Here is a 13,475-nt window from a genome sequence, read left to right as displayed (position 1 = left end):
TCAATATATCCGATATATTGATATTTTCTAGCAAACAACATGTCAGTGTGGCGTAATCTTACTTTGGTTTTTCTTGATAGCGTTGTATCGTAAATTATAGAAAATTTTTTTATTTAAGGAGGTAGACTAGGCGATCCATACGACCCGCAAGTTTACGTCATGCTTGAGATAAGTGAATCTCCTCCAGCATTAAAAGCGTACTAATGCCGATCCCCAAGCGAGTCCTGCGCCAAAGCTTTCCATGAGTAATAACTGTCCGCGCTGTATTCGACCCTCCCGTACCGCGGTATCCAGCGCTAAGGGTACAGACGCGGCCGAAGTATTGCCATGTTGATCCACTGTAATAACGACTTTATCCATAGATAACTTAAGCTTATCGGCCATCGCTGTAATAATACGCAAATTAGCTTGATGGGGTATTAACCAATCAATCGCTGAGGCTTGAATGCCATTTGCTTGCAAGGTTTCATCTAAAATTTCACTTAATTTCTTCACAGCAATTCTAAATACCGGGTTTCCCTGCATGACTAAATGGGCTTTTTCTTCACGTAAACCTGTACCTAAAAAAAGTAGATCCTTATAGGAGCCGGCGGCATGGAGATGGGTAGAAATAATACCAGGCGTATCACTTGCTTGTAACACAACAGCACCCGCGCCATCACCAAATAAAATACAGGTTGAGCGATCTTCCCAGTTAATGATGCTAGACATAGTCTCGCTACCAATCACTAAGGCTGAATTGATTTGACCGTTACGGATAAATTGATCGGCAACACTTAACGCATAATTAAAACCGGCGCATGCCGCAACGACATCAAATGCAGGACAACCATCAACACCTAACGCGGATTGCACTAAACAAGCGGTACTAGGAAAATATTTATCGGGTGTGCTGGTTGCAACAATAATTAATTGTATTTCTTTTGCAGAACAACCTGCGGCCTCTAATGCTTTTTTAGCAGCCGCAGTGGCCATGGTTGAGGTGGTATCCGACGCGTCTGCCAAATGCCGTGCGCGAATTCCGGTGCGAGAGACTATCCATTCATCAGTGGTATCAATACCCCGTTTAATGAGATCGGCGTTACTTACACTGTTTTTAGGTAAGTACGCGCCTGTACCAGCAATTCTAGAGTATTTCATAGAGTACTATCAGATTCTTTTAATAGTCCAATCACTTGTTCTTGAATACGTTCAGGAATATTCTTTTTAACTTCTAAAACGGCTTCATTAATTGCATTTTTAAAGGCGAGATCATTGGCGCTACCGTGACTTTTAATTACAGTACTTTTTAAGCCGACTAAGCTAGCACCATTGTAATGTGCGGGATCCATTCGTTTACGTAATCCTTTTAAAACATGTAATGCGGCTAAACCAGAAAGTTTTGAAAACCAATTCCGATTAAACGCTAATTTAGTATAGTGACCGACTAGTTTGGCAACGCCTTCCGTTACTTTTAAAGCAACGTTTCCTACAAAGCCATCACAGACGATAACATCAGCAACGTCTTGATAAATTGCGTCGCCTTCCACATAGCCAATATAATGGAGGCTGCTCGCTTTTAATATTTCAGCGGCCTTTTTTACCTGCTCATTACCTTTTATTTCCTCGGAACCAATATTCAGTAAAGCCACACGCGGACGATCAATATTATCCACTTCTGAACTTAATACCGACCCCATCACTGCAAATTGAAAAAGCGCTTCGGGCTGTGAATCGACATTCGCCCCTAAATCAAGCACACGCACTTTAGTGTGTTCTTTCATGGTGGGAAGCATGGCAGAGATGGCGGGTCTATCAATACCTGGTAAGGTTTTTAGTACAAAACGGGCCGTTGCCATAAGCGCACCGGTATTTCCTGCACTGACACAGGCCTGCGCCTGACCGTCTTTGACGAGATCAATCGCTACTCGCATCGATGAGTCTTTTTTTCCGCGTAATGCTAAAGCCGGTGGTTCGTCCATCGCCACGGTTTGTGAAGCAGGATGTATTTTTAGACGCTCGGGAACAGCCACTTTTTTAAGTCGAAGCTGCCGATTTAAAACCGCCGGATCGCCTACGAGGATGATGCTTAAATTCGCATCATCCTCGAGAGCCATGATGGCCGCAGGTACGGTCACAGAAGGCCCATGATCGCCTCCCATGGCATCAATTGCGATGGTATAGAGGGTCATTAAGGGATTATTCCTTAGCGGCTATGACCTTTTTTCCACGATAATAGCCATCTTTACTGACGTGATGACGTAAATGGGTTTCGCCACTGGTGGCATCAATAGCCAAGGAAGGCGATGTTAAAGCATCATGCGCACGTCGCATGCCTCTTTTAGAACGAGATTTGCGTGATTTCTGGACTGCCATAGAAGGCCCTCGATAAACAACATTGAAAGGGGCGTATTATGAGGTTTACGCTGTAAAAAAACAACCTTATTTCTTACTTCTTGCTGGGTTTATGCTCAGGGTCCTGTCACCCAGGTACGCTTTTTTTGATGGCTTATGCCTCAAAAGAAAGCGCACCTGGATGCCACCCTTCGCGCAAGACCTGTGTTACTAAGCGTCCGAGGTAAGTTTTTGATATTTTTTTAACAGCTGTTCGGGGGATTCGGGGTTTTTAGTGTCGATGAGGATACACGCGACGGGGCAGACTTGGACGCATTGAGGCGCATCAAAATGACCGACGCATTCGGTACACTGGTTGGGGTTGATTTCATAGATGAGCTCGCCTTGTGAAATAGCCTCGTTCGGACATTCAGGCTCACAGACGTCACAATTAATGCAGTCATCAGTAATTAGTAATGACATAGTCTCGTTATTTTTTCATATTATGATTTAACTTGGTTAAGGCTTGTGCCACGATAGCCGGCACAAACTGTGTCACATTGCCCCCCAGTTTGGCAATTTCTCTGACCAGGTTCGCTGAAATAAAGGAGTGCTGCTCGGCCGGCGTTAAAAACAAGGTTTCTAGCTCAGGCATCATATTACGATTCATGCTTGCTAATTGAAACTCGTATTCAAAATCTGAAACGGCACGTAATCCGCGCAAAATAACATGGGCTTGATGTTGTCGTGCACAATCGATCAGTAAGCCTTCAAAACCGGTGACTTCCACATTGCTCAAGCCTTTTAACGCTTCCTTCGCTAATTCGATGCGTTTATTGAGATCAAATAACGGGGTCTTACTTGGGTTTTTAGCCACCGCCACAATAACCCGCTCAAATAAACGCGATGCCCGCTGCGCGAGATCAAAGTGCCCATTCGTGAGCGGATCAAATGTACCGGGGTAAATAACCGTCTTATTCATAGAGGATGCATTCCTAAAACAAACCCTAAAAGCAGTAAGGCGCCTACCCAACTATTATTAAGGAAAGCTCTAAAGCAACGTTCAGGGTTTCTATCCTTGATTAAATAATGTTGATAAACAAACAAACTCGCCGCGAGGCTTAAAAATAAATAATAACTTGCCTGCAGTTTGAGCAAAAACCCTAATAAAATCAACAAAGCCATAAAACTAGTCTGGATGGCTGCGATAAATAGACGATCATGCCGGCCTAACAACAGTGCCGTTGATTTTACGCCTATGTGTCTATCGTCTTCCCTGTCCACCATGGCATACATCGTATCATAGGCTAATGGCCATAAAACGGCCGTTATAAATAGTAACCAAGCAATGGCAGGAACCTGATTCATTTGCGCGGCAAACGCCATCGGAATTCCCCATGAGAAAGCCAACCCTAATACCCCTTGTGGCCAATAAGTCACACGTTTGGCATAAGGATAAATAAGGGCCAACGCAAGGCCAATAATAGAAAGCTTGATGGTGAGTGCATTAAGTTGCAGTACCACACCAAGTGCCAAAATACAGCTCAATAATAACAGGGCAAATGCTTCTTTAAGCCCTACTTCGCCAGTGACTAGCGGTCTCTTTTTAGTCCGTGCCACCAAACCATCAAAGTGCCTATCCGCAATATCGCTAGCCACGCAACCCAATCCGCGTGTCAAAAAAGTACCTAAGCTAAATAAAAAAACCAGCTTCCAAGACGGATGCCCCTCGCCTGCCAAACATAAGGCCCATAAGGTAGGCCATAGCAGCAAAAAACCACCGATAGGCTGATGGAGTCGCAATAAATGTGCATAGGGTCGTAAACGACGGGTTAGCTGCTTCATGAAAGGTATCGTATAATAAGCAAGAAGAAAATCGACTGCATGGATATACTCAGAGTATAACGTTGCAATATATTAGCAAGGAGCGCTTGATGTGTAAAAAAATTTGGCTAAAGAGCTTATTTGTTTTTTTTAGCAGCTTTCCGGTGTTAGCAAATGCCACTATTCCTGGGTTTTATATTTTAGGTCAAATCGGCTCGGGTAATACGCATGCTGAAGCGTCCGATGCGGCAGCACTTTCTATTGATAGTAAAGTCGTGTTTACCGGTCGTGTTGCTGGTGGTTATCAATTCAACCAAAATCTAGCATTGGAAATCGGTTATACCCGGTTTTCTGATGTAGATTTTTCAGGTGTAGGCGGTGTTTCAGGTCAAACTATATCGCTCAGTGAGAATGCGCTTGATTTTATGGCAAAACCGCTATTGCCCCTCTCTAATAATTTTAATATTTATGCAAAAATGGGTTTAGCCTATGTTAAAGCAAATGGCTCATCCATCGTCAATGGAAAATCTTATTTAGGTTATTCGGATGATTGGGATCCTGCTTTTGGTTTAGGTCTCAGTTATGACATTACACCGAATATATTAATTGATTTAGCATGGACACGTTTTCAAAGTGTGGGTGGAAATAATGCAACCCCTAGCGCTGATTTTTATTCGGTGGGCGTTGCCTATTATTTTGGTTAGCGTACAAATTTTTTAGTCATTGCGAGCCCGTCACCTTGTTAAAGGTGACGGGCTCGGCAATCCAATGAAAAGTTAGCTTTTACTAGATAGCCACGGCCGAAACAAAGTTTCAGCCTCGCTATGACGGTGTTACACTATTTTTCACACAGAGTTGATATTTATAATTCTAAACGTTAGGAGTCCCTCTATGACAAAAAAGATAAAAAAAATTTCTACGGCTACTTTATTCATGAGTATTGCTGCCTTTAGTATTACGCCAGCGGCACGCGCAGAGATGGCTGGATTTTATGCTGGCGCACAATTGGGATACGGTAATACACATATTAATACCGGCAATCTGGTGACTGTGAACAACGGTGCTTCGCCGGTTGCTTTGCCTGATTTAAATAATTGGGCGATCGCTTATAGACTTAGTTTTGGTTATCAGCTAAATCAAAATTTAGCGGTTGAAGTTGGTTATCGTCGTTTTAGCAACAGCGATATTACTGCAACTAACGGTGCAAATTATCTGGCAACGGCATCCACTCAAGAAAGAGCATTTGATTTAACCGGAAAAGCGATATTACCACTGACCACTGAGCTGAGTGCATACGGAAAATTAGGTGTCGCTTATGTCAAAGCTAATTCCCAAGGTTATGCAAGTACGAAGGGATCCTATACCTCAACTACTAATAGTTACGCTAATACACTAGAACCTACTTTTGGTTTAGGAATTAGTTATGCATTAAAACCTAATGTACCGATTGAGCTTTCTTGGAATCGTATTCAAAAGATAGGTGGTGGCAATCATGCACCGAGTAGTGATTTTTATGCACTGGGTGTTGCTTATTATTTTGGCTAAACCAGATGCATTTTTGTTTATAATGAACTGATTCGCCTAATTAACTGGCTGTAAAAATTGACAATACAACCATCAGACGATTAAATAGAGCTTCTAATAAGAAAATCTCTTCAGGAGAAAATAATAACAATGTTTAAGAAAATTATAACTATTAGTTTATTCAGTGTTTCCGCTTTAGCACTTGTGAACGCTAATGCAGCAGCGCTTTCAGATACCGCTCAAAACGCAAAACAGGACAAAAAACTTGCCAAAGTAGCGCCTGCAAAACACAAAGCGAAGCCTGTTGTTGTAGAAGCAAAAAACAGCAACGCTCAGTTTGAAACCATTTCTGTACCACGTACCAGCCAAGTACCAGCCGGTGTATATGTAACAGGTCAAATTGGTTACGCTGATACCGGTATGAAATCTAAGCTAGAGCGAGGGTTTCTTGATAACAATGGTATTGCGGGTCGTTTGGCACTGGGTTATAAAATAACCCCAAACATTGCAGTTGAAGCAGGTTTATTACAATTACAAGATGGTAAAACTGTGGTTGATGACAAAGGCTCTTTTTCTAGTAACCAATACGCGCTAGATGTTGCTGCAAAAGGCATCCTACCTGTAACGCATAATGTTAATGTTTATGGTAAAGCCGGTGTTGCTTACTTAACAACCCGTTTACAAGCAGATACAAATCAAACCACGGGTAATTTTAATGATCAAGCAGGTATTGCTAAACACAAATGGGCACCTGAAGTGGCTGTTGGTATGAGCTATGACGTGACATCCAATATTAACGTTGATACTTCATTCACACACATTCACCCTGTAGGTAACAACCGTCCGGATAACATTAACTTTCTAGCGGTAGGTGTTGGATACACATTCGGTTAGTTCGTTATCGTGTTAAAAAAACCCCTTGCACAAGGGGTTTTTTATTTTAATGTCATTGCGAATGCCGTAGGCACGCGGCAATCTAGGAAAATACAATGACTGGATGGCCACGCTCATTTCATTCGCTCGCCATGACGGCGATGCTTTATTGAACACTTTTTATTCAATTTATAAGATTAAGATTTCATTAAAACAGTTATTTTTATCGTTAGTTTAAGGATTCTTTAAGAATTACCCGCACTTTTACTTACATTAATAATCACTCATAGATTAATTTGATATAAGTTATTAGCGCTTGACACAACTTGACAAGTTATTAAACAGGCGATTAAATGGTCGCTCGTTTAACTAGTTAAGCTCTTAGGAGAATAATAAAAATGTTCAAAAAAGTAATCACAACCGCCGTATTAGGTGTGTCTGCACTTAGCGCGATAGCTGCCAATGCGGCTGTTCCTGGTCCTTATGTGACTGGTCAATTGGGTTATGCAAATACTCATATGAGTGCTAGAACAGAATTCGGCGATACCATCGCTGGTATGTCAATAACAGACCAAAGCTCAAACAACTTATCAAACAATGGTTTGGCAGGTCGTTTAGCAGTGGGTTACCAACTCAACCAAAACTTTGCTGTTGAATTAGGTTATCTTAATTTAAATACTGGAAAAAGATACTTCACGGATCGCTATTTTTGGCAAAATCAATCGCTGACACAATCTGTTATTGATGTGGCAGGAAAAGGTATTCTTCCCATTTCAGATCGTGTTAATGCCTATGGAAAATTAGGTCTAGCTTATGTGATAACAACAGGCACCTATGCAAAAGTCTACCATCCTAATGCTAATGGAAATATTAATAGTATATTCCAGGTTGCTGATCACAAATTAGCGCCTGAAGCTGCCGTTGGTGTGAGCTATGACATTACTCCAAATGTATCGCTTGATACGTCTTGGACACATATCCAAACTGTTGGTAAAAACCGTCCCGGTAACATTGATTTTGTTGCGGTTGGTTTAGGTTACCACTTCGGTTAATCGGATTAGTCTACTCCTCTGATGTTAGTTCTAAGATCGAAGAAGCCTGGTTCATCCGGGCTTTTTTTATTTAAAAATATCTCCTTTGTCTGGATTGCCGCGTGCCTACGGTACTCGCAATGACACGGTCATCGTCATGGCGAGCGAATGTAATGAGCGTGGCCATCCAGTTGACAGTATTTTCTAGCACATTAATGAGTTTTTTAGATAATAGATTCTATTAAGTGCTATTGATAGCGCGTTTAGGCAGCCCTAAGATGTTACTTAAAAGCGGAGAATAATAAAAATGCTTAAGAAGATTATCATAACCACCGTACTCGGTGTTTATGCACTGAATGTTATAGCTGCTAATGCTATAGTGCCTGGCATGTACTTCACCGTTCAGCTGGGTAATGCAAATACGCATATGGCGAGTAAAACCGATCTGGGGGCTATTCAAGATAAATTTACCCTGGATTCTCCCAATCTATCGAATAATAGCCTAACGGGTCGCTTCGCCATCGGTTACCAATTCAATCAACATTTTGCACTTGAAATGGGTTATCTGCCATTAAGAAAAAAAGAACTACATAGTACGATTAAGGCTTATATGCAGGATGTTCCAGTTAACTTTTCACTCTCTGCCGCATTAAAACAAGATGTCATTGACTTAACCGGCAAGCGTATTGTTCCGATTTTTGATAAATTTAATTTATACGCTAAATTAGGCGTGGCTTATGTAACAAGCTGCATCAATATCAATAAAAAAATTGTAAATTTAAAGAATGGTTCTGCTCAGACATCGGAATTACCTAGCCCTATTGCCAAACATACATGGGCGCCCGAAGCGGCTTTGGGTGCGAGCTATGATATTACGCCTAATATTTCGGTTGACGCTTCCTGGATGCATATACAACCGCTAGGGAAAAACCGTCCGGGTAATATCGATTTTGTTGGTGTAGGTGTAGGTTATAACGTTGGTTAGTTAATCGGTCGTCATTGCGAGTGCCATAGGCACGAAGCAATCCAGGCAATAAAATAATAGGATGAAACAATCTGCTGTTTATATCATAACCAATAAAAAGCATGGAACCCTTTACACCGGGGTAACATCCCTATTGGTTAAAAGAATTTATGAGCATAAAGAAGGGATCATTGATGGGTTCACTAAAAAATATAACTGTAAATTATTAGTATTTTATGAATTACATGAAACAATGGAATCAGCTATCCTGAGAGAAAAACAAATTAAGGCGGGTTCTAGAAAAAAGAAACTGCAGTTGATAGAAAATATCAACCCAAATTGGATAGATTTATATGCAGAAATTATCTAACTAGATTGCCACGCGCTGCGCGCTCGCAATGACGATAAAAACTTCTTGACAATTCGCAAATGACGCAGTCGTCATGGCGAGCAAATGAAATGAGCGTGGCCGTCTAGTTGATTTATATGTAGAATTAAGCTAAATCAGCTAAGAAAAAAATTAGTAAAATTTGAGGAATGTTACTTTAGCTGTTTTTAACCATGACGGCCATTTTTTTCGGCTGACAAGCCGCTTTGTTTTCCCAGCAAGGGTTTTAAAAATTTCCCAGTATAAGAAGCCGGATTTTTAGCCACTTGCTCTGGTGTTCCTTCGCAAACAACTTCCCCGCCCTTATTTCCGCCTTCGGGACCTAAATCGATAATCCAATCCGCCGTTTTAATGACATCCAGATTATGTTCGATAATCACTACCGTATTACCGTGATCGCGTAAACGATATAAAACCTTTAACAATTGTTCGATATCGTAAAAATGTAGACCTGTTGTGGGCTCATCAAGAATATAAAGCGTTTGGCCCGTATCGCGTTTACTGAGTTCTTTCGCTAGTTTAATGCGTTGCGCTTCACCGCCGGAGAGTGTCGGTGCACTTTGGCCGAGACGGATATAAGAAAGACCGACTTCCATCAGCATTTGTAGCTTTCTAGCCAGTACAGGAACAGGCTTAAAGAAAATCGCCGCATCTTCTACAGTCATTTCTAAAATTTCATGGATATTTTTACCCTTATACTGGATCTCTAAGGTTTCTCGATTATAACGTTTACCCTTACAGACATCACACTGTACATAAATATCCGCCAAAAAATGCATCTCAACCTTCAGTACACCGTCTCCTTCACAGGCTTCGCAACGCCCGCCTTTGACATTAAAGCTAAACCGCCCGGGTTTATAGCCGCGTGAGCGCGATTCTGGCGTGGCTGCAAATAACTCGCGTATCGGTGTAAACAGACCAATATACGTAGCCGGATTAGAACGAGGAGTACGTCCAATAGGGCTTTGATCAATATCAATCAATTTATCCAGTTGTTCTAAGCCAGTGATTTCAGTATAAGGCGCAGGCTGAATCAGCGTGGCATTATTCAATGCTCTCGCGGTAATGGGATAAAGTGTGTCATTAATTAAGGTGGATTTACCTGAACCCGAAACGCCAGTAATACAAGTCATCAAACCCAAAGGAATAGTAATATCGATATTCTTTAAATTATTACCGGAAGCCCCTATCAATTTCAGTAAGTGTTTTTGATTGGGTTTATGACGTTTTTTAGGTGCATCGATATGACGTTCACCAGAAAGATATTTTCCAGTTAAGGAATCTGGATTGCGCATAATGGCAGCGGGTGAGCCTTGTGCAATAACCTGTCCGCCATGTACACCGGCACCAGGACCCATATCCACCACATAATCGGCATGGCGTATAGCTTCTTCATCGTGTTCTACCACGATAACTGTATTACCTAAATTGCGTAAATGTAATAAGGTATTGAGCAATCGTTCATTATCTCGTTGGTGTAAGCCAATCGAAGGTTCATCCAAAATATACATCACACCCACTAAACCCGAACCAATTTGACTCGCCAGTCGAATTCGTTGCGATTCACCGCCTGATAAGGTATCGGCACTACGGTCTAATGATAAATAATTTAAGCCCACATCAATTAAAAATTTTAAACGATCAATGATTTCTTTTTTTAAACCTTTGGCAATTTCAGCACGTTGTCCAGATAAGTTTAATTTTTCAAAACGTGTTCGCAGTTGATCAATCGGTAATGCCGCCCATTGTGCAATGGATTTATCAGCGACAAACACGTTACGCGCAGCTTCTTTTAAACGTGTACCACCGCATGCTGAGCAAGGGTTTAATACTAAATAACGCGCAAGTTCGTCTCTGACCATTTGTGATTCCGTTTCCTGATAGCGACGTTGTATCATCGGTATCACGCCTTCAAATGCTTTCTTTTTGCTATAGGTATGTCCTTTTTCAGTACGGTATTGGAAATTAATTTCCTCTTCGCCGCTGCCGTTTAAAATCATCTTTTGAATATTTTTTGGCAACTTATCGAATGGTTTATCCAGAGAAAAGTCGTAATGCTTGGCTAACGCGGTTAACAGCGAAAAATAATACGGATTCTGCGCGTTCCAGCCCTGTATCGCGCCTTTAGCTAAGCTTTTTTCAGGGTGCGACAGTATTTTTTCCGAATCAAAAATGTGTTCATAGCCAATACCATCACATTGTGGACAAGCTCCGGCTGGATTATTAAATGAAAATAAACGTGGCTCTAGTTCGCTGATACTATAACCACATTCTGTACAAGCAAATCGTTCTGAAAAAACTAATTCCTGTGGTTTTTTATTAGTGGCATCCGGTTGTACCACTACCATGACTAAACCTTCACTGAGTGAAGCGGCGGTTGCCAAGGATTCACTTAAGCGCAATCGATTTTCAGGTTTTATTTTAATGCCTCTATCCACTACTACTTCAATCGTATGTTTTTGTTTAGCATTTAAAGAAGAAAGCTGATCTAATTCTTGTAATTTTCCATCAATACGTACGCGCAAATAACCTTGGCTACGCAAGTGATCAAACAATTGTTTGTATTCGCCTTTACGCCCGCGCACCAATGGCGCTAAGATCGAAAGCCCCGTCTCATTTGGTAACACCATCAAGGTATCTACCATTTGGCTAACACTTTGCGCCGCTAAGCTAGTACCGTGAATCGGGCAATGCGGCTGCCCTACTCTGGCAAATAAAACACGTAAGTAATCATAGATTTCGGTGACTGTTCCCACCGTAGAACGTGGATTATGCGATGTCGATTTTTGATCGATAGCAATGGCTGGAGAAAGCCCTTCAATGTGATCCACATCGGGCTTTTCCATCATCGAGAGAAACTGACGTGCATAGGAGGATAAAGACTCCACATAGCGACGTTGTCCTTCCGCATAGAGCGTATCAAACGCTAAAGACGATTTACCCGAACCAGATAAGCCCGTCATGACAACGAGTTGTCCGCGGGGTATGTCTAAATCGATATTTTTTAGATTATGCGTACGTGCACCGCGAATTTGAATAGTATCCATAGCGTTCTACGTTAAATTTTAGAATAAACCCAGGTTAACGATCTAACAAACTCTGCACTATAACCCTGAACATTGCGAAAAGAAACCTCTTATAAAACCCTAGTTTTAGCTTTCTTTTTTTACTCACAAGATTTAGAATTTATATTTAGTATCGCTTTTGTCGGAGTATCCTAATGGCTAGAGGCATTAATAAAGTAATTTTGATAGGTAACCTAGGTGCGGATCCTGAAGTTCGCCATATGCCAAGTGGTGCTGCCGTAGCAACCATTAATATTGCAACCAGTGAAACCTGGAAAGACAAACAAACCGGTGAACAACATGATCGCACCGAGTGGCATCGCGTGGTTCTTTTTCAGCGACTGGCTGAAATTGTTGGTGAGTATCTGAGAAAAGGTTCTAAGGTCTATATTGAAGGCCGTCTACAAACCCGAAAATGGCAAGATAAAACAACAGGTCAAGATCGGTACACCACTGAAATTGTGGCAAATGAATTACAAATGCTTGATAGTCGCGGCGCTCAAGCATCAGACGCACCCGCGTTTACCCAACAGAGTAATAATTTCTCAGCAACGCAACCTGCACGTGAAATGAACAAGTCAGCCGAGTTGGCGACCGAATTTGCTGATGATGATATTCCTTTTTAATAGGGGTACGACTACGATTGTATAAAAAAAGATCGACTAAACTTTCTTTTTTCAGCAATCCTTGGTCAATTCGTCATGGCGAGCGAATGTAATGAGCGTGGCCATCCAGTCAGCATGCCACGCACTATGGCCTCGCAATGACGGCAGAGCCGCCTATCTGCCCTTAAACTTGATTTATTGAATGACTTGACTACTCTTTTGATAGAGAGGCTTTTTTCTCTAGAAGATCATCAATACGAGATAAAAACGATGAAATATTTAATTGCTTGGTTATTGGGCATCCCTATTGCCGTATTACTACTTATTTGGTTATTTAGTCATCTATTTTAATACAAAGCCGTAAAAAAATAGTCAAAAGCTAAGGTTTCTATTTTTAAATAGGAGTATTCATTATTATGAAAGCAAAATTATTTATTATTTTAAGCTTAATCGCATTACCTATCGTTGGTCCAATGGCTATGGGTAATCATAAAATACTACCACAAGAATCCACGGGTCAATATGTTGATAACAGTGTCATCACACTGAAAGTTAAATCAAAGTTATTGGCTGATCCCGATCTTAAAAGTTTAGCTATCTCTGTTATGAGCTATAAAGGCCAAGTCAAGCTAACGGGATTTGTAGATACAGACGCTGAAAAACTGCAAGCAACCAAGCTAGCTAAACAAGTTGAAGGTGTGACGAACGTAACCAATGCCTTAATCGTGAAAAAAATGCCAAAGTAAGAAATTGACGTCGTCCCGCGGCCGCCGTCCTTGGAGAGCAGTCCATTAAGCCGGGGACGACGTCCTTAGGCAAGGACTCGTCATTGCGAGCGCGAAGCGCGCGGCAATCCAGTTACATATTACTTTTTCTAGATTGCTTCGT

Annotated in this window: 15 protein-coding genes; 8 read left to right on the top strand and 7 right to left on the bottom strand. The window is 41.4% G+C overall.

What is annotated here, in order from left to right:
* Positions 1-189: 189 nt before the first annotated feature.
* From DMP02_RS03600 to ubiA, 6 genes are all read right to left on the bottom strand, one after another.
* Positions 190-1,140 carry a beta-ketoacyl-ACP synthase III gene (locus tag DMP02_RS03600; protein WP_126322709.1) on the bottom strand — a complete coding sequence of 317 codons (951 nt, stop codon included), beginning with the start codon at positions 1,138-1,140 and terminating at the stop codon, positions 190-192.
* The gene (gene plsX, locus DMP02_RS03595) at positions 1,137-2,171 is read right to left on the bottom strand and encodes a phosphate acyltransferase PlsX (protein ID WP_126322708.1); all 1,035 of its coding nucleotides are present in this window, start codon (positions 2,169-2,171) and stop codon (positions 1,137-1,139) included. Before plsX ends, DMP02_RS03600 begins: the two co-directional genes overlap by 4 nt.
* A 7-nt stretch (positions 2,172-2,178) precedes the next feature.
* Positions 2,179-2,355 (bottom strand): 50S ribosomal protein L32, encoded by a 177-nt coding sequence (gene rpmF, locus DMP02_RS03590; RefSeq protein WP_126322707.1) that lies wholly within the window; start codon positions 2,353-2,355, stop codon positions 2,179-2,181.
* A gap of 189 nt (positions 2,356-2,544) precedes the next feature.
* Positions 2,545-2,796: a YfhL family 4Fe-4S dicluster ferredoxin gene (locus DMP02_RS03585; protein WP_126322706.1), complete on the bottom strand. Its 252-nt coding sequence runs from the start codon at positions 2,794-2,796 to the stop codon at positions 2,545-2,547.
* Positions 2,797-2,803: 7 nt separating this feature from the next.
* Positions 2,804-3,295 carry a pantetheine-phosphate adenylyltransferase gene (gene coaD, locus DMP02_RS03580; protein ID WP_126322705.1) on the bottom strand — a complete coding sequence of 164 codons (492 nt, stop codon included), beginning with the start codon at positions 3,293-3,295 and terminating at the stop codon, positions 2,804-2,806.
* Entirely contained in the window at positions 3,292-4,158 is an 867-nt protein-coding gene (ubiA, locus tag DMP02_RS03575) for a 4-hydroxybenzoate octaprenyltransferase (RefSeq protein ID WP_126322704.1), read from the bottom strand. Before ubiA ends, coaD begins: the two co-directional genes overlap by 4 nt.
* 89 nt (positions 4,159-4,247) lie before the next feature.
* Between ubiA and DMP02_RS03570 the strand changes: the two genes are divergently transcribed.
* The 6 genes from DMP02_RS03570 (at position 4,248) to DMP02_RS03545 (ending at position 8,899) form a co-directional block, all read left to right on the top strand.
* Positions 4,248-4,841, top strand: coding sequence for an outer membrane beta-barrel protein (locus tag DMP02_RS03570; protein ID WP_126322703.1), 594 nt, complete (start codon positions 4,248-4,250; stop codon positions 4,839-4,841).
* Positions 4,842-5,028: 187 nt separating this feature from the next.
* Positions 5,029-5,682, top strand: coding sequence for an outer membrane beta-barrel protein (locus DMP02_RS03565; protein WP_126322702.1), 654 nt, complete (start codon positions 5,029-5,031; stop codon positions 5,680-5,682).
* A gap of 129 nt (positions 5,683-5,811) precedes the next feature.
* On the top strand, positions 5,812-6,555 hold the full coding sequence (locus tag DMP02_RS03560; RefSeq protein ID WP_126322701.1) for a porin family protein: 744 nt from the start codon (positions 5,812-5,814) through the stop codon (positions 6,553-6,555).
* A 377-nt stretch (positions 6,556-6,932) separates the two neighbouring features.
* Positions 6,933-7,586 (top strand): outer membrane beta-barrel protein, encoded by a 654-nt coding sequence (locus DMP02_RS03555; RefSeq protein ID WP_126322700.1) that lies wholly within the window; start codon positions 6,933-6,935, stop codon positions 7,584-7,586.
* Between the two features lie 286 nt (positions 7,587-7,872).
* Positions 7,873-8,550 (top strand): outer membrane beta-barrel protein, encoded by a 678-nt coding sequence (locus DMP02_RS03550; protein ID WP_126322699.1) that lies wholly within the window; start codon positions 7,873-7,875, stop codon positions 8,548-8,550.
* A gap of 61 nt (positions 8,551-8,611) precedes the next feature.
* Positions 8,612-8,899: a GIY-YIG nuclease family protein gene (locus DMP02_RS03545; RefSeq protein ID WP_126322698.1), complete on the top strand. Its 288-nt coding sequence runs from the start codon at positions 8,612-8,614 to the stop codon at positions 8,897-8,899.
* 185 nt (positions 8,900-9,084) lie between these two features.
* On the opposite strand, the gene uvrA is transcribed toward DMP02_RS03545, so the two are convergent.
* Complete coding sequence (gene uvrA, locus DMP02_RS03540; RefSeq protein WP_126322697.1) at positions 9,085-11,964, bottom strand: excinuclease ABC subunit UvrA; 2,880 nt, start codon at positions 11,962-11,964, stop codon at positions 9,085-9,087.
* Positions 11,965-12,137: 173 nt separating this feature from the next.
* Here uvrA and ssb point away from each other — a divergent pair, with 173 nt between their 5' ends.
* Together ssb and DMP02_RS03530 are read left to right on the top strand one after the other, a co-directional pair.
* Positions 12,138-12,608 carry a single-stranded DNA-binding protein gene (gene ssb / locus DMP02_RS03535; RefSeq protein WP_126322696.1) on the top strand — a complete coding sequence of 157 codons (471 nt, stop codon included), beginning with the start codon at positions 12,138-12,140 and terminating at the stop codon, positions 12,606-12,608.
* 395 nt (positions 12,609-13,003) lie between these two features.
* Complete coding sequence (locus DMP02_RS03530) at positions 13,004-13,333, top strand: BON domain-containing protein (protein ID WP_126322695.1); 330 nt, start codon at positions 13,004-13,006, stop codon at positions 13,331-13,333.
* Positions 13,334-13,475: the final 142 nt, after the last annotated feature.

Origin of the sequence: Candidatus Rickettsiella viridis (assembly GCF_003966755.1) — a bacterium.
GTDB lineage: Bacteria > Pseudomonadota > Gammaproteobacteria > Diplorickettsiales > Diplorickettsiaceae > Rickettsiella_B > Rickettsiella_B viridis.
The sequence above is the reverse complement of the archived record's forward strand: the minus strand, read 5'-3'. Positions and strand labels throughout refer to the sequence as shown.

Excerpts from the sequence above, each read along its gene's own strand:
- DMP02_RS03600 (WP_126322709.1), bottom strand. The coding sequence starts at position 1,140 with ATGAAATACTCTAGAATTGCTGGTACAGGCGCGTACTTACCTAAAAAC.
- plsX (WP_126322708.1), bottom strand. The coding sequence starts at position 2,171 with ATGACCCTCTATACCATCGCAATTGATGCCATGGGAGGCGATCATGGG.
- rpmF (WP_126322707.1), bottom strand. The coding sequence starts at position 2,355 with ATGGCAGTCCAGAAATCACGCAAATCTCGTTCTAAAAGAGGCATGCGA.
- DMP02_RS03585 (WP_126322706.1), bottom strand. The coding sequence starts at position 2,796 with ATGTCATTACTAATTACTGATGACTGCATTAATTGTGACGTCTGTGAG.
- coaD (WP_126322705.1), bottom strand. The coding sequence starts at position 3,295 with ATGAATAAGACGGTTATTTACCCCGGTACATTTGATCCGCTCACGAAT.
- ubiA (WP_126322704.1), bottom strand. The coding sequence starts at position 4,158 with ATGAAGCAGCTAACCCGTCGTTTACGACCCTATGCACATTTATTGCGA.
- DMP02_RS03570 (WP_126322703.1), top strand. The coding sequence starts at position 4,248 with ATGTGTAAAAAAATTTGGCTAAAGAGCTTATTTGTTTTTTTTAGCAGC.
- DMP02_RS03565 (WP_126322702.1), top strand. The coding sequence starts at position 5,029 with ATGACAAAAAAGATAAAAAAAATTTCTACGGCTACTTTATTCATGAGT.
- DMP02_RS03560 (WP_126322701.1), top strand. The coding sequence starts at position 5,812 with ATGTTTAAGAAAATTATAACTATTAGTTTATTCAGTGTTTCCGCTTTA.
- DMP02_RS03555 (WP_126322700.1), top strand. The coding sequence starts at position 6,933 with ATGTTCAAAAAAGTAATCACAACCGCCGTATTAGGTGTGTCTGCACTT.
- DMP02_RS03550 (WP_126322699.1), top strand. The coding sequence starts at position 7,873 with ATGCTTAAGAAGATTATCATAACCACCGTACTCGGTGTTTATGCACTG.
- DMP02_RS03545 (WP_126322698.1), top strand. The coding sequence starts at position 8,612 with ATGAAACAATCTGCTGTTTATATCATAACCAATAAAAAGCATGGAACC.
- uvrA (WP_126322697.1), bottom strand. The coding sequence starts at position 11,964 with ATGGATACTATTCAAATTCGCGGTGCACGTACGCATAATCTAAAAAAT.
- ssb (WP_126322696.1), top strand. The coding sequence starts at position 12,138 with ATGGCTAGAGGCATTAATAAAGTAATTTTGATAGGTAACCTAGGTGCG.
- DMP02_RS03530 (WP_126322695.1), top strand. The coding sequence starts at position 13,004 with ATGAAAGCAAAATTATTTATTATTTTAAGCTTAATCGCATTACCTATC.